16 protein-coding genes are annotated in these 18266 nt (G+C 53.6%); 7 read left to right on the top strand and 9 right to left on the bottom strand.

From position 1 onward, the window contains the following. Nucleotides 1-70: 70 nt before the first annotated feature. Together CJP46_RS00080 and CJP46_RS00075 are read left to right on the top strand one after the other, a co-directional pair. Nucleotides 71-742 (top strand): response regulator transcription factor, encoded by a 672-nt coding sequence (locus tag CJP46_RS00080; RefSeq protein ID WP_094593583.1) that lies wholly within the window; start codon nucleotides 71-73, stop codon nucleotides 740-742. A 40-nt stretch (nucleotides 743-782) separates the two neighbouring features. Continuing rightward, a complete protein-coding gene (locus tag CJP46_RS00075) occupies nucleotides 783-2132 on the top strand; it encodes a sensor histidine kinase (protein ID WP_094593582.1) in 1350 nt (449 codons plus the stop codon). Between the two features lie 88 nt (nucleotides 2133-2220). Here CJP46_RS00075 and CJP46_RS00070 read toward each other — a convergent pair whose 3' ends face one another. From CJP46_RS00070 to CJP46_RS00055, 4 genes are all read right to left on the bottom strand, one after another. Then, nucleotides 2221-2676, bottom strand: coding sequence for a GNAT family N-acetyltransferase (locus CJP46_RS00070; protein ID WP_094594998.1), 456 nt, complete (start codon nucleotides 2674-2676; stop codon nucleotides 2221-2223). Between the two features lie 151 nt (nucleotides 2677-2827). Next, nucleotides 2828-4627, bottom strand: a complete 1800-nt coding sequence (locus CJP46_RS00065; RefSeq protein WP_179280971.1) for an ABC transporter substrate-binding protein — start codon at nucleotides 4625-4627, stop codon at nucleotides 2828-2830. 164 nt (nucleotides 4628-4791) lie between these two features. Beyond that, nucleotides 4792-6249, bottom strand: a complete 1458-nt coding sequence (locus tag CJP46_RS00060; protein ID WP_179280970.1) for a DUF4179 domain-containing protein — start codon at nucleotides 6247-6249, stop codon at nucleotides 4792-4794. 26 nt (nucleotides 6250-6275) lie between these two features. Continuing rightward, complete coding sequence (locus tag CJP46_RS00055) at nucleotides 6276-6755, bottom strand: sigma-70 family RNA polymerase sigma factor (protein ID WP_094594997.1); 480 nt, start codon at nucleotides 6753-6755, stop codon at nucleotides 6276-6278. A gap of 276 nt (nucleotides 6756-7031) precedes the next feature. On the opposite strand from CJP46_RS00055, the gene CJP46_RS00050 reads away from it, so the two are divergent. From CJP46_RS00050 to CJP46_RS00040, 3 genes are all read left to right on the top strand, one after another. Next, nucleotides 7032-8036 carry a zinc-dependent alcohol dehydrogenase family protein gene (locus tag CJP46_RS00050; RefSeq protein ID WP_094593579.1) on the top strand — a complete coding sequence of 335 codons (1005 nt, stop codon included), beginning with the start codon at nucleotides 7032-7034 and terminating at the stop codon, nucleotides 8034-8036. 135 nt (nucleotides 8037-8171) lie between these two features. Continuing rightward, nucleotides 8172-8978 (top strand): MerR family transcriptional regulator, encoded by an 807-nt coding sequence (locus tag CJP46_RS00045; protein WP_094593578.1) that lies wholly within the window; start codon nucleotides 8172-8174, stop codon nucleotides 8976-8978. Next, entirely contained in the window at nucleotides 8968-10440 is a 1473-nt protein-coding gene (locus tag CJP46_RS00040; protein ID WP_179280969.1) for an alpha-L-fucosidase, read from the top strand. Before CJP46_RS00045 ends, CJP46_RS00040 begins: the two co-directional genes overlap by 11 nt. A gap of 142 nt (nucleotides 10441-10582) precedes the next feature. On the opposite strand, the gene CJP46_RS00035 is transcribed toward CJP46_RS00040, so the two are convergent. The 4 genes from CJP46_RS00035 to CJP46_RS00020 all read right to left on the bottom strand — a co-directional run bounded on the left by CJP46_RS00035 (nucleotide 10583) and on the right by CJP46_RS00020 (nucleotide 13392). Further along, entirely contained in the window at nucleotides 10583-11035 is a 453-nt protein-coding gene (locus CJP46_RS00035; RefSeq protein ID WP_094593576.1) for a VOC family protein, read from the bottom strand. A gap of 172 nt (nucleotides 11036-11207) precedes the next feature. After that, complete coding sequence (locus CJP46_RS00030; RefSeq protein ID WP_094593575.1) at nucleotides 11208-11627, bottom strand: MarR family winged helix-turn-helix transcriptional regulator; 420 nt, start codon at nucleotides 11625-11627, stop codon at nucleotides 11208-11210. Nucleotides 11628-11757: 130 nt separating this feature from the next. Next, nucleotides 11758-12507 (bottom strand): SDR family NAD(P)-dependent oxidoreductase, encoded by a 750-nt coding sequence (locus CJP46_RS00025; RefSeq protein ID WP_094593574.1) that lies wholly within the window; start codon nucleotides 12505-12507, stop codon nucleotides 11758-11760. A gap of 237 nt (nucleotides 12508-12744) precedes the next feature. After that, entirely contained in the window at nucleotides 12745-13392 is a 648-nt protein-coding gene (locus CJP46_RS00020; protein WP_094593573.1) for a TetR/AcrR family transcriptional regulator, read from the bottom strand. Between the two features lie 112 nt (nucleotides 13393-13504). Here CJP46_RS00020 and CJP46_RS00015 point away from each other — a divergent pair, with 112 nt between their 5' ends. Next, complete coding sequence (locus CJP46_RS00015; protein ID WP_143812900.1) at nucleotides 13505-14989, top strand: DHA2 family efflux MFS transporter permease subunit; 1485 nt, start codon at nucleotides 13505-13507, stop codon at nucleotides 14987-14989. 172 nt (nucleotides 14990-15161) lie between these two features. Here CJP46_RS00015 and CJP46_RS00010 read toward each other — a convergent pair whose 3' ends face one another. After that, nucleotides 15162-16625, bottom strand: coding sequence for a glycoside hydrolase family 32 protein (locus tag CJP46_RS00010; RefSeq protein WP_094593571.1), 1464 nt, complete (start codon nucleotides 16623-16625; stop codon nucleotides 15162-15164). A 488-nt stretch (nucleotides 16626-17113) separates the two neighbouring features. Here CJP46_RS00010 and CJP46_RS00005 point away from each other — a divergent pair, with 488 nt between their 5' ends. Then, nucleotides 17114-18076: a C45 family autoproteolytic acyltransferase/hydrolase gene (locus CJP46_RS00005; protein ID WP_094593570.1), complete on the top strand. Its 963-nt coding sequence runs from the start codon at nucleotides 17114-17116 to the stop codon at nucleotides 18074-18076. Nucleotides 18077-18266 lie beyond the last annotated feature (190 nt).

Genomic DNA, 18266 nt, shown 5'->3' with positions numbered 1-18266 from the left:
AAGTATGCTCTTATTAAACTTTAACATGGGCACGATTGGAGAGTTTTATGCGGGAAAGGATCGAACATGGATGAAAATATTACTGGCAGAAGACGATCTGCGGCTGGGAGAACTGGTCGTACACATGCTGAAGAAAAAAGGCGGCCACGCCGCGGATTGGGTCACCACCGGCAAGGAAGCCTGCGAATATGCGGGCGCCTCCAATTACGACGTCCTGATTCTGGACTGGATGATGCCGGAGGGTGACGGCGTCTGGGCTTGCCGCCGGCTGCGGCAGGAAGGTTACATGGGCGCCATCCTGATGCTGACCGCCAAGGACGGACTGCAGGACCGGATCGACGGGCTGGACGCAGGCGCCGACGATTATTTGGTTAAGCCGTTTGAAATCGATGAGCTGCTGGCCCGGCTCCGCGCCTTGTCGCGGCGGAATTTTGCACCCATCCAGGGGGAAGAAGTCCAGGTGCCCGGTCTCATCCTGAACCGGACCAACCAGACGGCAAGCATCGGCGGAGAGCTGGTTCAGCTGACGCCGCGGGAGTTTCAGCTGCTTGATCTGCTGATTCAAAACAAGGGCATCACCTTGACCCGGGAAGTCATTTTGGACCGGATTTGGGGACTCGACGCCGATGTCGGCCCCAAAGCGATAGACGCCATGATCAAGCTGCTCCGCAAGAAGCTCAGTGGACTGGATAAAGAGCTGATTCAGAGCATCCGGGGGGTCGGCTATAAAATTGAAGCCTAAATGGAAAGTTCTTTTCGCTTGGCCCCGGCAGGGGAGTGATTTGTTCAGAAGAACCCAGAACCGTCTGACGCTGCAGTACACTGCCGTGCTTATTGCTTTCCTGGCCCTGTTCATCGGAACGGTGTACGGTCTGCTATATTTTCTGCTCATCAACGATCAGAAAAATCAGCTGAACGACTGGATTCAGGATATGTCCTATGCGTTTCATGAATCGATGGAGCATACCGGCTCCTATAATATTGAAAGCAATCTCGGGAGCAGCTATCAATCGTTAGCGAACCAGACGGTGGGCTGCTTCAAGGACCCTCAAGGGAATTTTCTATACGAAGCACAGCAGCGGATGGGACTGAGCGCAGCGGTCGGCAGCGCGGTGGCGGAGTGGACGCCCGGAGGCGACCAGACGCAGTACAAGACCGTTACGATCAAGGAATCCGGCCGGAATGATGGGCCGCCCAGACACGGGAACGGTCCCCGCAAGGAAGCTCCCGGAAATGTCCGCATGCTTCTGGCCGGCAAGGCCGTCTACGATAACGGGGTCTTTATAGGCACGCTGTACGTGGCCAAGGAGGTAGGCAGCCAGTACCGGCTGTTCGGCTGGCTCCTGCTCGTACTGATCGGCCTCGCGCTGCTGTTCTGCGTCCTGGCCGTGTTTCTCAGCCGGAACATGTCGGTCAAGGCGATGGTTCCGATCGCCAGCTCCTATACGAGGCAGCGCGAGTTCGTCGCGGACGCCTCGCACGAGCTGCGTACGCCGCTCAGCGTCATCCTGTCCTCAATCGAGGTACTCGAAATGGAAAACAGCCTGAAGGACGACCCGTTCAGCCGGAGGGTGCTGGACAACATGCGGGAAGAAGCCAAGCGGATGACCGACCTCTCCAGCCATCTTCTGACGCTGGCACGCTCCGACTCGGATGAGGTTCAGCTGAGCATAACCGACTTTGATATAACGGCTGAAGCCTCGCGGACGGTGGAATCGCTGCTTCCTTTGGCGCAGGCCAAGCAAATTACACTGGAACTTCATGCGGAAGACCGCATGACGGTTCATGGCGACGCCCAGCGCCTGCAGCAGCTGATGGTCATCCTGCTGGACAATGCCATCAAGTATACGCCGGAGGGCGGCATCGTCTCCCTCACCCTGGAAATCCGGGAGGACAAGCGGAAAATGCTGCACATGAACGTCAGCGACAACGGAATCGGCATACCGCCGGAAGAACAGCCGCGCATTTTTGAGCGCTTTTACCGCGTGGACAAATCCCGCGCCCGGGAGCTGGGCGGCCACGGCCTTGGGCTGTCCATCGGCAGATGGATTGCCGAATCCCACGGCGGCACGTTGCGCGTGCAGAGCACGCCCGGCCAAGGCAGCAGCTTCACTGCCGTCATTCCTTGTTAAGTCTTCCGGCGCCGAAAGAAAAGGACATGCTTATCCTGTACCTAGCAGGAAGCATGTCCTTTTCTACATCAAGCTCCGCAAGTTCATGTTACATCTCTCGGGTCATAAAGGTACTGTAAGGATCGAGTGTATAGTCCGCAAACGGCCCGCATTCCTCGAACCCGAAGGCTCGATACAACTTCCTGGCCGGCTCAAACGACGCCATCGATCCCGTCTCCAGGCTCAGCCGCCGGTAGCCCCGGCGCCTTGCCTCCTCTATGATGTGGGCCAATATGGATCTGGCCACACCTTTGCGCAAATGGGCCGATGCGGTCCGCATCGATTTGATCTCGCCGTGACCGGGGTCGAGCTCCTTCAGTGCCCCGCAGCCAAGCAGCTCGCCCTGCTCCCATGCGCTCCAGAACGTCACGTCCGGCTGCCGCAGCCCGTCCAGATCAAGAGCGTGCACGCTCTCCGGCGGCGACTCCTCCGCCATGCCCTGAAGGTGCTCGCCGATTAATGCGGCAATTTCATTCCCTGACAAATCATCCAAAACGATTTCCATACCGTTCCCCCCGCTGGCAAATTTCATCGATGTGCTGTGATCATTGTACTGCCGGACAGGTCTGAAAAAAAGGTAATCTTTCCGGGGAACATTTCCCCTTTCGTCGAATGTCATGTTTTCCTGTACCGTATCCGCCAAAGATCTCCCTCCATCACCCTTCGCCTTTAAACCAGATGTCCTTAAAATCTACCCACCCGGCAGCATTCAGACGTACGCCCTGCTGCGCCGGATGAGACAGCACCCGGGCCTCGTTATAGGTCAAATAGACGGCCGTGCTGCGTTCCATCAGCCACGCCTCCAGCCGCTGAAACGCCTTGTTCCTGGCTTCCGGTTCCGGCTCCTGAAGCAGCTGCCCCGCAAGCCGATCTACTTCCGCCTGCATTCCGGCATCCAGCGCGCTGCGAATGAAACTGTACCGGGACAGAAAGTATTCGATTTGCCGGAGCAGCCCCTCGCTCAGAAGCGCCTCGAACAGGATCAGGTCCGCCTCCCGGATCCGCTCTTCCTTCATCAAGTCCTCCCAAGGCAGAATATGCACGTCCAACCGGATACCGGCCTGTCCATATTGCTGCTGCAGCCAGTACGCCGCTTGTTCATGACGCCGGTACGCATACAGCTTCAGCGCCTCTCCGCCGTACCCCGACCGTTTCAATTCCCGGGCAGCCTCTCCCGGATCATACAGCGGATCAGCAGCACCCGGCTGCGGCTCAAGGTGAAAACCGAGGCAAGGGGAAGCATGCGGGTACCCCAGCTCCCGGACCATGCGGTTCCGGTCAACCGCATGCCCCAAGGCCTTGCGGAAAGCGCCGTTTTGCAGAATCCCCGGCTTCGCGAAATTCAAGGTCAGCATGCTGCATCCGGTGACGAGACGGCTGCGCCGCCATGTTTCCAGCTCCTGGCGCTCGGCTTCTCCCGTCTCGACAACCAGCACGCCCGGATTTGTCTCCACCGCCCATTCTCCGCCGGTGTCCGGGATGATCATCACTTCGACACGGTCCATTTGCCCCCGGGCCCCATAATAACCCGGGAATACCTCAAGCACGCATATCCCCGGCGTAAACTTGGCGATCCGGTACGGACCGGCCCCGACCGGCAGGCTGCCGGGAATAGCTCCGGTCCCGGACTCCCCGCTTCCGCGGGAAAGGATCGATGCCGCCGTGTGCGACATGAACGAAGCAAACAGAACATTGGGCTGACGCAGCTCAATCCGAACCATATAGCGCGATTCCGCATGGATTTCGACGATATCTCTGACCAGCCAACAATGATTTTTCGATGCCTGCTGTACACGCTGCAAGCTGTATTTGACGTCATCGGCCGTAAGCTCCGTGCCGTCGTGAAACGTCACGCCTTTCCGTAAATAGAACGTCCATCTGCAGGCATCGGCACTCGATTCCCAGTGGTGCGCGACGCCGGGACAAACCTTGCCCGTCCCGATCTCCGGCTCGACCAGGGTCGCATGGATCTGGCGGATCATATGCGTATCGAACGCATACATCGCATCCGCCGGGTCCAGTGTCACGATCGGCCGGTGTATTGGCAGCCGGAGCGTCTCCATCATGCGGTCCTCCCCGACCGTTTCCGTCCGGTAGCCGAAATACCGGGACAGCCAGTCCATAAACCGCTCCCTGACCTCAGGTTCGTCCGCCTGCTCTTTTACCCAGATCAGTGCGCTCTGCACGTCCCCTTGCTTCACAAATTGCTGCGCTTCCCGGATCACGAGCTCCCGTTTGTCCGCCAGAAACGTCACCTCGGACAGGTGGCCCCTGCCCCGCCCGGCCGCATACCGGATCATGCCGGCATCCTCCATTTTGCGCAGAATCAGCCTCGCATTGCGGGGCGTGCAGTACAGGGCGCCAGACAGCCCGTCAATCGTCACCCGGAACGGCTCCCCTTCCTTCCGGCCGGAAAATGCTTTTCGCAGCCGAAGATAATCTTCTGCCAATTTCACCGGACATGGCCCCTTTTGCTCTAAGAATTTGTATGAATCCAACATACAAATTTTGTTGGCGCATTTCAATCCAGCCGGCCAGGCTTTTCCTCCGACAGTAAAAAGGCAGCCTTCGGGCTCGCTCGGCCTTCAGACTGCCTGTAATTATTTATAGTTACGCGCTATTACCGCAGCAGTTCCAACGCCTGCGTATCCGGAATCGGCATCCACATCTGCTTCACCTTAATGGTCAACGGCTGCGGATAGTCCACCGCATCCTTGCCGAAGTTGTACCCGTAGTCATCCGCCATCGTGTCTTCCTTGTTGGACCAGCTGTGCCCGCCTTGGGAGTAGCCTTCCGCAGACTGCATCGGATGGACGTTGCCTTCGGCATCCGTGAAGCTGTTATCCAGCGACAGCGACAGGCTCTCGCCAGCGTAGGCGTGTTCAAGCTCACGGTGAATCAGCACCTCGCCCGCACCTGCAGGCCTGGTGTACGAAATCAGGGTAAACCGGTCGTCCGGCGCCTCCACGATCTGCTTTTTCTTTAAGTCGATCACGATTTGCAGCTGGTCCTTGTCCACGGCGGAAACGCCTTCCGTCTTGAGCGAGACGGAGTCCAGCTTGGCGTATTTCTCGCTGCTGCCGTACATCAGCATCGCATCTGCGCCTTCCGTGAGAGCCTCCGAGTTTTCCGGAGAATACCACTTCGGATAGTACAGCTTTTCGATCTTGTCGCCGACTTTCCCGATGAGCACCGGACTGAGCAGACGGAATACTTTTTTCCCATTCGCCTGATCATAGTCCAGGTCCACATACGTGTGCAGCGGCGTGTACAAGACCTGAGTCACGCGAACCCGCTGGCCGTCAACCGTTAGGGTCCGGTCGGGATACAGCATACGCTCTTTGTCCTTGAACATGGCGGGGTCGAGCTCAAACGAAATGTCGAACGCCGTCCGGTATTTATTGGAGCTGGACATGAGCGCTTCGTTCGACGTCTCCGTCAATGTCACATGGAACTTGGCATCCTTGGTATATTGAACGGACGGGTTTAGGGGCACGGTGTAGATAAAGTGATTGGCTCCATTCGCTGGAATTCTGCTGCTGCCACTTGCCGCCAATTCCACCGATGCCCCTTTGGACGGGGCTTCAACACCGCCAAGTTCAAGAGATATATCGGCGTTGATAACCTCTTTATCCGTTTGGTTGCGGACGCCGAACAGCACATAGGCCATCCGGCCGTCCGTGACGGCTCCGTCTACCTCTACGCGGTAACCTTTCTGTTCAACGCTCTGGGCAATCGGCTTGACGAGTCCCCGATCCATCGCGCTCGCCAGACCATCCAGCGTGGTGGATCGGTACGGCTCTAAGGTGGCCTGGCTCGGAATCCCCGCCGTCTGCTCCGGCGCAGGCTCCGCTCGATCCGCCAAGCTGCCGATGGAGTAATTGATGATTAGCAGGGCCGCCGCCAAGGCCATGACCGTCCCCGTACTCCAAAAATAGAAACGCCGTTTCTCACGCATTTTTCCTCTCTCCATTCCTTTGCGCATGGCCTGAGTCAGCTTCATTTCAGGCAACGCTTCAGCATGCTGGTTCACTTCATGGGCATCCTGCAGCAGGATGCGCTGTTCTTTTTCGGGCATATCTGTCCCTCCCTTCTGCTCAGCCTCTACATATATTTCCGGAGCTGCTTCAGGCCTTCCCGCAGCCATGTCTTGATCGTTCCTTCCGGCTTGCCCAGCACCTTCGCGATTTCCACGGACGTCATGTCCTGGTAATATTTCAGCATCACGACATGCCGGTACTTCGGCTTCATCCGCTCCAGCGCGCGCTGCAGGTCGATCCGCTCGCTGCTTTTCATCTCCTGCACGGCCCCTTCCTGCGGCTTCTCCACTGGAAATACCCGTTTCTTGCGCCGCAGCTCGTCCATGCAGCAGTTGATCGTAATGCGGATGAGCCACGGGGTGAAGGACTGCGGGTCCTTCAGCTTCTTCCGCTTTACCCACGCCCGGTATGACGCCTCCTGCACAGCTTCCAGCGCGTCGGCTTCACTGCGCAAATAGCTGTAGGCAATGGAATACAATTTTCGCTGCTCGGCGGTCAGACGCTCAAAAAACGCTTCCGCCTCCGTCAGCGTGGTTCTATTCATATGGATTTCGCTCCATGTACTTTCCGCATTCAGCGTCCCCACTCCCCCCTCTTTATCTCTACCACCCGTTCACCGACGGGTCTCTTGGCGGCCGCTCTATAATATAGACGCGCGAGATTGGAAAATCGATTGAAATTTTTTAAATAAGATTAATCTATATAACGACGATCACATGAAAAGAAAAAAGAAGATTAACACGTGTATACTTAAAAGACTGATGATATTGCCTAAAATATTAAATAACGTTTTAATACAGCAAGGAGAGATAGACCCACCATGAAATTTGTTTCCTTACAATATAATGAGTTTGGAGATCCCCGGAAAGTCATAGAAACGGAATATCGGGAGCATGTCCCGCTCCAGTACGACGAAGTTTTGGTTCGAATGTCGCTGAGTCCAATCAATCCTTCCGACTTAATCCCGATTCGCGGCGCCTATAAACATCGAATTCGACTGCCGGCAATTCCAGGCTATGAAGGCGTGGGCATTGTTGAAAAAATCGGTTCGTCTGTATCAGCGTCTTTATTGGGCAAGCGGGTACTGCCGCTTCGTGGTGAAGGGACTTGGCAAGAGTATGTCAAAACCAAAGCCAATTTTGCCGTCCTTGTTCCGGATGGAATTGAAGACGAAACGGCCAGCCAAATGTACATCAATCCTGTAACGGCGTGGCTCATTTGCTCGGATGAACTGCAGCTGAATACGGACGACGTATTGCTCGTAAATGCTTGCGGATCTGCAATCGGCCGTCTGTTTGCGCAATTTACAAACATTTTTGGATTCAGGCTCATTGCTGTCGTACGAAATGATGTTCATACCGAGGAACTGCAATCGCTAGGTGCTTGGACGGTGATTAATACAGCGAAAGAACCCTTGATCGATAGAGTAATGGAATTAACGAATGGGGCAGGTGCAACCGCAGGAATAGACAGCATAGGCGGGCCAGATGGAGAATCACTTATTGATTGTATTCGTCCAAACGGCACGGTCTTAAGTATTGGTCTCTTATCCGGAATTCAAATCAACTGGATGAAAATCCACGAGAACAATCCGAGCATCAACGTAATGCCCTACTGGCTTCGAAGATGGGTTGAAGGCGTTTCCGATGCACAGTGGCATCAAACATTCAATAATTTATTTCAAATGGTAAAGGAGAATAACTTGGTCATTCGGCAAGAAAGAAAGCGGTTTAGGCTCACAGAGTATGATCAAGCGATAGATATGGCGGAACAGGATGGCGAAAAAGGGAAAGTCCTTTTTGCACCTACCCAAAACGAGGGATAAATGACTGCCAGCTGCCGCGTCGCCCCATGGGGCTAAACTTTCGCTGCGCGCGTCCGGACGAACGATTTCCTCCCCGAAAAAACAGTTGCTCATTACGTAACGTCATGTGATGTAATGAGTGTGGAGGTGTGAAGCATGCATACTGACGACAAAACTTATTTGGTCGGAGAAATATCCGCAGCTACCGGCGTAACGGTACGGACCCTGCAGCACTATGACAATATCGGGCTGCTGCCCACAACCGGCCGTACGGCAGGTGGACGGCGGTATTATACGAAGGACGACCTTCTTTGCTTGGAGCAAATCATCTTTTACAAATCTTTAGGGCTCTCTCTTCAAGAAATCCGCGACAAAGTCATCAAGCGTCCCGACATATCTCAAATCGAACAAATTCTGCAAGAGCAGGAACTGGCGCTATATCGAAAAATAGAAGAAGCCTATGCAGGCATTGCAGCCATCGAGGCCCACCGGACGGCGGTCGCTGCCGGAAATGATGCACCGTGGCATCTTCTGACCTTTTTTATCCGGTGTTTCAACAACAGCAGCCTGATCGATTGGAAACAATATGCTTTTAGCGAAACCCAAAAAGAAATTTTCGGCAGACGATTTACAACGTCACAAAGTGCATTCGATTTGTATCATACCTGGAGAAAACTTGCTTTAAAAGCCGTTACGCTGGAGAAGGCAGGCGCAGGGCCGGACGAGCCCGCTGCACAAGATTTGGCCAAGGCTTGGTACACCATGGTGCAAGAGGCAACCGGCGGAGAAAGCGAACAAACGGATGCGTTTGCACAAATGCAAGGTGATCGGGCATCTTGGCCGGAGGGCGACCGAGAGCTTTTTGAGGCATCCCAAGCTTTTATCGACAAGGCGGTAAACCATTATTTATCCAGTCAATCATCAGGCGACGACAAGGATGGAGGAAGCAGCCGTGAATCATAAAAATTACGAGCCTACGCGGGAGTCGCTTAACGCTCACCCGCTTCCGCAATGGTTTGACGAAGCAAAATTCGGCATCTTTATACACTGGGGTCCCTATTCCGTACCTGGTTTTGCACCCGTAGGTAACTTTGCTGATACATTAAAGACCGATTATGATCGGGCAATGCTCGTCTACCCTTACGCTGAAGGCTACTGGAATGCGATCAAAGACCAGACCACACCGTCTGCACGCTATCATCAAGAAGTATATGGCAGCATGCCCTACCAAGGATTTAAACCGCTGTTCATGGACGGCGTGAAACAATGGGACCCCATGGCTTGGGCCAAAATTTTCAGGAATGCCGGTGCAAAGTACGTCGTGATTGTATCGAAGCACCATGACGGATTTTGCCTATGGCCAACGAAGGTGGCCAACCCGCACGAGCCGAACTGGTTTAGCGAGCGCGACATCATTGGCGAATTAGCAGACGCTGTACGCAGCGAAGGACTGCGCTTTGGCATTTACTATTCGGGTGGAATCGACTGGACTTTTCGGAGAAGGATTTCGAGAACGTTTATGGACTACTCCTTTTCCACGCCCGGGGGCGATTATGCAGCATACGCCGATGCCCAGATCCGCGAACTGATTTCCCGATACCGCCCTGATATTCTATGGAACGATATATGCTGGCCAGACGATGAGGACTCTCTGTTTCGATTGTTCGCCTACTACTATAACGCTGTACCCGAAGGCGTGATCAATGATCGCTGGAAGCATTCGATTTCCGCTAACAAGCTGTTAAGTCTCAAACCTGTACGCGTATTGATGGACATGATGATCAAACGAATGATCAAGAACAATCCGGATATTCATTCTGCCCTGGCGCAGCCAGCAATCCCTCATAGCGATTTTTCGACTCCGGAATATACCAAACACAAGGAAATACAACCCGGAAAATGGGAGATGACACGCGGAATCGGCAATTCATTCGGCTACAACCGCAATGAGCAGGAGGAAGACTATTCATCCTTTGAAACATTGCTAATCGATTTTATAGATGCCCTGTCCAAAAACGGAAACCTCCTGCTGAATGTAGGCCCGCGCGGCGAGGATGCTCAAATTCCTCCCGAGCAGTTAAGCCGCTTGTCCAAATTCGGGGATTGGTTAAAACAGAACGGGGAAGCTGTATATGGTACGCGTCCCTGGATCCGTGCGGAAGCCCAAACGGAAAGCGGTGAAACGATCCGGTTTACGCGAAAGGACAATCGGCTGTACCTGATCATCCTAGGACGTCCTAAAGGAATTACGGTCAAGGTAAAGGGATTTTTCTGTGAAGGCACAGCAAATCTGCTAACGGATGGCAGTCCTGTTCAACTGAAGCGGGAAGGCGAGGATATGAACCTAATATTCAAACACCGGCTTGAACATATTTTCGTTCCTGTAATCGCAATTGAAGGAGAGCATCGCGATGGAAAGCAATGATCGCGCCTGCCGGTGCTGAGGAGGCGGATCTTACAGACTGTCTGCGAGATGAACCGCAAAAACAAACCCACAAAAGAGCACCTTTTTCCAAGGGCTCGTTTTGTGGGTTTCGCCTTTTACTTTTTTCTAAATGAAAAAGATATCAACCATTAGTTCCCTCGTTACCTCTCTTCAACCATTCCACCATTTCCAAATAGTGCCGATTATACATGATCCCCAGCACATTGCCAAAGGGGTCCTTAACCGAAGCCGTAACGAATCCCTCGCCACGCGGCGTGACCGGTTCGTATTCCTTTGCTCCCATTTCCAACAATTTCGTAAGTGTAGCTTCCACATGATCAACATGCCAGTACATGATGGCACCTCCGGGACCCGGCATCGCTTGCGAAGGAGCAAAACGTCTGTTGACCAGACCCAGCTCCTGCTGGTAGTCACCAACGCGGAACTCGGCATAGGCAAGCTCGCCAGCCGGTCCGGTTCGTTTGAAGTACGGGGCGATGCCGAGCAATTCCGAATACCACGACACCGCTGCCTCCACATCATCTGCCCAATAATTGATCGTCGCCATGCCTCTTAACGTATGTTTCTCGCTCATTTTTATTTTCCTCCTTCGTTTGTTCCCTCATCCTCTAAGGCCATTATAAGAGGCAATGGTTGACAACTGTATGTCATGGTTTGAACAACGCAAAAACACCTCCAGGTGATGTCCATATCTCACGACATGGCTGTCATCACTTGAAAGGTGTCACGTTGTGCCTCGGGGATTCTCATAAAAACCCGGTCAGCTTTTCATAGATTTTCAGCAGCTGCTGCCTTTCTTCCTCGGTCAATTTTTCGAAAAGATTTCTACGCAAAATCTGCCCATCCTGATTCGCTTTTTGCACGATGTCCAATCCCTTGTCCGTAATCCCCAAATAAATAATGCGGCGATCTTGTTCATCGATGATTCTGATGGCTAACTGCTTGTGCACGAGTTTTTCCGATAAATGGGTAAGCGTCGGCGGGGTTAATCCCAGGGCCTTGGCTATATCCGAGGGTCGGCTGTTCCCATGGTGCTGCAGGTGGGCCAGGACGAGAATATGGGAAATCCCGAGGTCCTCGTTGAACAATTTTCCCCACTGAATGATGAGGTTGTTCGTCACTTTATCCATATTGTGAATGATTTCAAAAATCGTCTGTTCTTCCATGAGGCAAATCCCCCTTTCTGCAAGTAAAAGCCTCTAATCAAAATTAGAGGCCCTAACAATCATACATGCTTTTCCGCTAAGAATCCACCTTCCTAGCACCCTTTGAAGCCTGCGAATGCTCGTTTAAAATTTAACGCAGTTTAATGGAACCCCCGTCAACCATAAAGGTTTGACCCGTGATATAGTCGGCGTCGCTGCTGGCCAGAAACACGGCGACACGACCGATGTCCTGCTCGGGGTCGCCGAGCCGGCGCAGAGGAATTTTATTCAGCATCGCCTCATAGAGTTCCGGGGCATTCTCGCGCCACTGTTCCACGCCTGGCGTCAGTGCGATCGGGGAAATCAGATTGACGTTGATTCCTTCCGGACCCCATTCATTGGCCGCAACGCGCGACACGCCCCGGATCGCTTCCTTGGCGGCGGCATACGACGTTTGCGTGACCTGTCCGTCAATGCCCGCTCCCGATGCAAAATTGATGACCTTGCCTTGGGTTTTCTTCAATTCCGGATACGCCGCCTGCATGAAATGAACGGTAGGATAGAAGCCTGTTCCAAAGGATAAATCAAACAGCTCCTGCGTAGTTTCCATAAAAGCAGCCTGTCTCGAAACATGCGCATTATTCACCAGAATATCCAGCTTGCCGAATCGCTTGACCACGTCGGCTACGATTTCATGCGCGCTCTCCTGCTTGGAAATATCCTTGATAAATAGCATTCCCTCCGTATATTGGCTAATCTCGGCGAGGGTCTCTTTTCCTTTCTCCTCGTTCACGTCGACGATCGCGATATGTGCGCCTTCCTTCGCCATGGCCAACGCCATACCTCTGCCGATGCCTGAAGCACTGCCGGTAATGATGCCGACTTTCCCTTGTAATTTCATACTGCACCCTCTTTTCGCTATATATTTAGTCATCTAATTATTTTATATCTAAATAATATCAGACCTCTACATGGCATGCAAGTTGGAAGAAGCTACAAGAGATTATAGAAAGGGCACGCTATGAAAACAAAAAAAGCCGCGGATTCCGCGGCATTCAAGATAGTTTATCGACCTGCTGTTTACCTTCATAGGCGAATGGGCTCTGCTATTTTCCTTCAAGGCAGCTAAGTACTGCTGTTATAAATTAGGAAGGCGAAAATAATTGGACATCACGGTCCGCTTCATTTCCTCCTTCATCCCTTCGGCATGAGCGAACCGATCCGACAGCTGCGCTGCATAATGGGGCGTAGAGGCGACCAGCGACACGGAATAGATCAGCATGAGGAAAAACAGGACCGGATCCTGCTGCCGGATTACCCCGACTTTCATGCAGCCTTCGATAAAAGGCTTCATTTCCTGAAAAGTGGGCTGGAGCATGGTACTCATCAAATATTCCGACCGTTCGTTGGGATTGACGGACTCATGGGTAATCAGCATGCCATGGTACGGATATTCAAAGCTGAAATTGACGAAATCCTCGACAAAGGTCTCGATGACCGGGCGGATTTCCGCCTCATTTTCAAAGGAAAAATGGCGATTAAACGGGGCTCTTTCCCGAATACGGCCCGCCAGATCGTCGACCACGGCTTTCCAGAGATCCAGTTTGGAGCCGAAATGGTGCGAGATCAGGGCAACATCAACCTGCGACAAGTTTGCAATCGTCCGCAGGCTCGTCCCCTCGTAGCCGTGCTTGCAAAATTCAATCAGCGCGTTGGACAGCAAAAATTCGCGTCCGAATTCGGTTTTTTTCGGGGGACGGCCAGGACGTCGCTTTGCTTCATTCATCACTATAACCCGCTTTCCCAAAATTTAATTAATTCATCATTCGTTGACTTTTATTATTCAACAGTTGTAGAATAAACACAAGAAATCATATATATTCAACTTATTTGGAAGGATGAACGACGTGGAAACAACAGCTTCAATGCCAGCAAACCAAGCAGAAAAATCCGTACGCGTGCTGCCGATCATGATCTCGCTCTGCATCGCCGGATTCATCGGCATGTTCAGTGAGACGGCCCTGAATATCGCGCTCAGCGATCTTATGGAGAGCCTCCATCTCACGGCCAGTACCGTACAATGGCTGACGACCGGCTACCTGCTCACTTTGGGCGTGCTCGTTCCGGTTTCCAGCCTTTTGATGCAGTGGTTTACGACCCGGCAGCTTTTTATGACTTCCCTCTTGTTTTCGATCATTGGCGCCATCATTGCCGCCTTATCGCCTGACTTCAGCCTGCTGCTGATCGGCCGCCTTCTCCAGGCCGTCGGTATCGGCATCACGTTACCATTAATATTCAATACGATCCTTATCATTTTTCCGCCCGAAAAACGCGGCGCCGCCATGGGAACGATCGGACTCGTGATCATGTTCGCTCCCGCGGCCGGACCGACGCTGGCGGGCCTGACCATTCAGTACCTGTCCTGGAACTATATTTTCTGGTTCACCGTACCGTTCTTGTTCATCTCTCTGCTGTGCGGCATCCGCTACATGCAAAACCTGACCACCCTGACGAAACCGCGGATCGACGTGCTCTCCATCCTGCTCTCGACCATCGGCTTCGGCGGCATCGTCTTCGGATTCAGCCACGCGGGCGAAGGAGACGACGGCTGGGCTAATCCGATCGTACTCGCATCCTTAATCATCGGCGTTCTCGCGCTGGTTGTTTTTTGCTTCCGCCAGTCCCGGATGAAACAGCCTATGCTTAACCTGCAGGTGTTCAAATACCCGATGTTCGTGGTCGGCCTGCTGACGGTTTTCATCTGCTTCATGATCATTATGTCCACGATGCTGGTCCTGCCGATGTATTTCCAAAATTCATTGGCCATGACCGCCATGGCCGCCGGCCTGATGATGCTGCCTGGCGGGATCGTGAACGGACTGCTTGCTCCCGTAACGGGACGGCTGTACGATGCGTTCGGGCCCAAATGGCTGGTGATTCCCGGCCTGCTGGTCATTTCGATCGTCCTGTGCCTGATGTCCGGCTTTGATACGCACACGTCGAAGGTTTACATCATCGTGCTGCACTGCTTGTTAATGGCGGGGATCTCGATGTCCATGACGCCGGCGCAAACCAACGGCCTTAATCAGCTGCCGCCGCATCTCCACCCTGACGGCACGGCATTTATGAACACGCTGCAGCAAATTTCCGGGGCCATCGGCACTGCCGTGGCGGTCAGCATCATGTCCAAAGGCATATCTAGCTACATGAGCACATCGTCCAATCCGGCAGCGGCCGGAGAATCGGCCCATGCCATGGCATTCGGCGCCCAGCACGCCTTCGTATTCGCCTTAATCGTAGCGATCGTCGGCTTTGTCGTCTCGTTATTTATCCGCCGGGTCAAGATTAAGCTGGGCGCTGGCGGACATACGCCGATGCACTGAGCGGCTTGTACAATTTTATCATAAACGACAACCCCGTTCTGCTACGCTGAAAATTAGTAAATTCTATAAACTAGAAAAAAGCAACCGCATCCCATTTACCGGATGTGGTTGCTTTGTTTTGTTTCAGCTCAGCGATGCCCCATGATACGGACAGATGGAACAAGGTTCATATTTAAATAGTAAGTTCGTAAATGTCGAACGAATCGATGAGCGCCTCCTCATCGTCCGCCGCGAGGAACAGCCCAGTGGACGCCTGATCCGGATAGATCAGATCGGTAAGAACTGCAAAGCCCTCGCCGGCGAACACCTCCACCGAAGACCGGTCGATCAGGATCCGCAGGTCCACCTTCCCGTCCACCATATTCAGAACGGCCGTATGTCTGCCGGCAAACAGCGGATGAAAATCCGCCGTACCTGCCCGGGTCCGGTCGATATAAACTTCACCCGCCGCACCGCTGTAACCGATCACCGTCTCCTGGCCGGTACCTGCCCGCACCTTCATTTCCAGAGACGAGCCGGACTCAAAGCGGATCCGAATCTCTCCGCTTTCCAGCTGCAACCCGGCCATCTTCGCGGATGCCTGAGCAGCGGTTACCTTTATCAGGGACAGCACCTCCTTGCGGTACGCCTCCAGCTCCCGGGCGGGCTGCTGGATGAGTTCGGCGGAGCCGCTGCGCGACTGCAGCTTCAGCTCCCGCGGCACGGTCATCGCGCCCCGCCATCCGCCAGTCGGCGTCTGGCCCGCATACTTCCAGTTGCTCATCCAGCCAATGAACAAGCGTCTGCCGTCCTCCGCCGGCACGTCCGACCAACTGACGCCGGCATAGTTGTCCCGGCCGTAATCGATCCATCGCACGCGGGTCTGCGAAGCCACATCCGGCGTAAAGCACTCCCCGTCGAAGTCTCCGGTAAAATATTGTGTGCGCGATCCTTCCGCCGAGCCCGGATGATCGCCGATGCTGACGAACATGACCCATTTCGTCTGATCCGACTTCCCATCCACCGGCAGCGGAAACAGATCAGGGCACTCCCAGACGCCGTCATGGCTGCCAATGCCCTCCCCGAATTCACTGGACAGCGTCCAGTCGATTAGGTTCGGCGAACGGTATAGGCAGACGGTCTGACCGCAGGCAACAATCATTACCCACTGCGCGGAAGCCTCGTGCCAGAATACCTTCGGATCGCGAAAGTCCACGAAGGTGTCATGTGCCAGTACTGGGTTGCCGGCATACTTCGCCCAGGTTCGTCCCCCATCTGTGCTGTATGCCAGGCTCTGGCGCTGCACCGGCGCCTCGCCTTCCGCTCCATCGGCATGCTGCGTAAAAATGGCGACAAGCCCGGGCTCCTTGCCGAAAAAGCCGGTCGTGTTGTTCCAGTCGACCACGGCGCTGCCGGAGAAAATCGTGCCATGCTCATCCGGCGCCAGGGCGATCGGAAGGTCCTCCCAAACGACCAAGTCCCGACTGACCGCGTGTCCCCAATGCATCGGTCCCCAACTCGTACCATAGGGATGATACTGGTAGAACAGGTGGTATTCCCCCTGGAAAAAGACCATTCCGTTGGGATCGTTCATCCAATTTTCCTTCGGGGAAAAATGATACGCCCCGCGGTAGTTGTGCGATAGGAATGTGGACATCAGCTTAGCTCCTTTTTATTCATTTGGTAATATGGGGCGGACCCGGCCGTATCTTGGTCAAAGGCAGCCTGCGGCCGCATCCGTACTTTACTGCTTACGTCTATGCACCCGGCAGTTGCAGATATGCGGGTTTATTGCGCGCTGCGGTCATCCCCCGTCTGCTGATCATCAGCCAATCCTGTTTGGCCGTCTCCTCCAAGTGTTTGTTGGTTACCGGTTATCCTTGCCTTTCGCCAAATAGATGCTCCGTTCCTGCTTCTTGATAACCTTCTTCCGCTGCGGTGAAGACAACCTTGCCGTCATGGGTCACGATGGTGTGGTCCCCGTTCTCCTTAAGGCCTAAAGGAACCGTACAGGAAAGCCAGGATCATTTCGGCTGTTGTGCTAACCAAAGATAGCACAAATGAACAGGCGGAACGGACTGGATTGAGATAACGTAACAGATGAAGGATGTCTTCAAACTTGATTCATGAAAAGGAGACTCAGAGATGGTTAAAGAAACGAAACCGTTTTGGTTCAAACGTCTGCCGGTCCTTAAATCGAATCCAGCGGTATGGGCTTCCCATATCGCTCAGCACTGGAATATGGATGTATTCCGCCCTCAGGATCCCATGGATCCCGAGGAAGTATGGGTTGCTCTCAGCCATTTCATGCCCGAACTGCTCCCCGAATATGAGGCCCTGCTATCGGTCTCGCCCAACCGTCCCGGTGAGGCTCAGCTGCTAGCCATGTATAACCTCCCTCCCTTCTTCTCCGGCTGCAGCAACTCGATATCCCACCGATTAGGCCATCCAACCTTAATCCGAAATTACGACTTCGGCATGGATGAGTTCAGCGGCGTATTCCGTTACGAGCCACTGCCTGATGGAGGGTGGATCATGGGTTCCGCCGAAGGCGGCTGGGGCTATCTGGACGGCTTGAACCATCACGGCCTCGCAGTGGCCATCACGTTTGGCGGGGACTTCACAGTAGGTAACGGTTTCAGCATTCCGCTCATTGTCCGCTATCTCTTGGCCACTTCGGCAACGGTTCCCGAGGCAGTGGAGCGGCTCTATTCGATCCCCCATCGGCTGGTTCAAAACCTCTCGCTTTTAGATCGGGAAGGCCGTTTCAGCGTCGTCTACACCTCGCCGGAAGGCATGAGCGTAGATCACAGCCTCATTTGCTGCACGAATCATCAGAGACAAGTTCAGGATTCCGCACACACTGAATACCGGACCGTGGAACGGTTTGACCATCTCTTCAGAATGGGCGGTGCCGTATCGCCCCAGGATTTTCTTAAAGACCCGTTGTATCATCGCAAGTTCTCGAATCATTTCGGCACACTTTATACGGTCGAGATCGATCCTGTGACGGAAACCGTTCATTACCACTGGCCTGAAGGACAGCAGCTTCTCGCTACGCCAGCGGCGCCAGAGGCTGAGATTAGCATTCTATTCTCCGAAAACTAGGCGGGTACGCACGTCCTTAGCACTGATGATTGAGACATTACAAAAGTCTATCTTGAGGCAGGACACCCTCAATAAGAAAAACGTCTATCGACGTACCTTCAAAGAAGACAGACCGCGTTTAAAGGTAATTTTTCTTGCAATATCAGGAAGCAATGCCTCTGGAGTTTATACTTTCTGATATTATAAGAAA

It is taken from the genome of Paenibacillus sp. XY044 (assembly GCF_002257645.1).
Lineage (GTDB): Bacteria > Bacillota > Bacilli > Paenibacillales > Paenibacillaceae > Paenibacillus_AQ.
This window is presented reverse-complemented; position numbering and strand designations above follow the sequence as displayed.

Excerpts from the sequence above, each read along its gene's own strand:
- CJP46_RS00060 (WP_179280970.1), bottom strand. The coding sequence starts at position 6,249 with ATGCCCGAAAAAGAACAGCGCATCCTGCTGCAGGATGCCCATGAAGTG.
- CJP46_RS00035 (WP_094593576.1), bottom strand. The coding sequence starts at position 11,035 with ATGAGCGAGAAACATACGTTAAGAGGCATGGCGACGATCAATTATTGG.
- CJP46_RS00010 (WP_094593571.1), bottom strand. The coding sequence starts at position 16,625 with ATGTCCACATTCCTATCGCACAACTACCGCGGGGCGTATCATTTTTCC.
- CJP46_RS00005 (WP_094593570.1), top strand. The coding sequence starts at position 17,114 with ATGGTTAAAGAAACGAAACCGTTTTGGTTCAAACGTCTGCCGGTCCTT.
- CJP46_RS00045 (WP_094593578.1), top strand. The coding sequence starts at position 8,172 with ATGCATACTGACGACAAAACTTATTTGGTCGGAGAAATATCCGCAGCT.
- CJP46_RS00055 (WP_094594997.1), bottom strand. The coding sequence starts at position 6,755 with ATGAATAGAACCACGCTGACGGAGGCGGAAGCGTTTTTTGAGCGTCTG.
- CJP46_RS00030 (WP_094593575.1), bottom strand. The coding sequence starts at position 11,627 with ATGGAAGAACAGACGATTTTTGAAATCATTCACAATATGGATAAAGTG.
- CJP46_RS00015 (WP_143812900.1), top strand. The coding sequence starts at position 13,505 with ATGAACGACGTGGAAACAACAGCTTCAATGCCAGCAAACCAAGCAGAA.
- CJP46_RS00050 (WP_094593579.1), top strand. The coding sequence starts at position 7,032 with ATGAAATTTGTTTCCTTACAATATAATGAGTTTGGAGATCCCCGGAAA.
- CJP46_RS00070 (WP_094594998.1), bottom strand. The coding sequence starts at position 2,676 with ATGGAAATCGTTTTGGATGATTTGTCAGGGAATGAAATTGCCGCATTA.
- CJP46_RS00020 (WP_094593573.1), bottom strand. The coding sequence starts at position 13,392 with ATGAATGAAGCAAAGCGACGTCCTGGCCGTCCCCCGAAAAAAACCGAA.
- CJP46_RS00080 (WP_094593583.1), top strand. The coding sequence starts at position 71 with ATGAAAATATTACTGGCAGAAGACGATCTGCGGCTGGGAGAACTGGTC.
- CJP46_RS00025 (WP_094593574.1), bottom strand. The coding sequence starts at position 12,507 with ATGAAATTACAAGGGAAAGTCGGCATCATTACCGGCAGTGCTTCAGGC.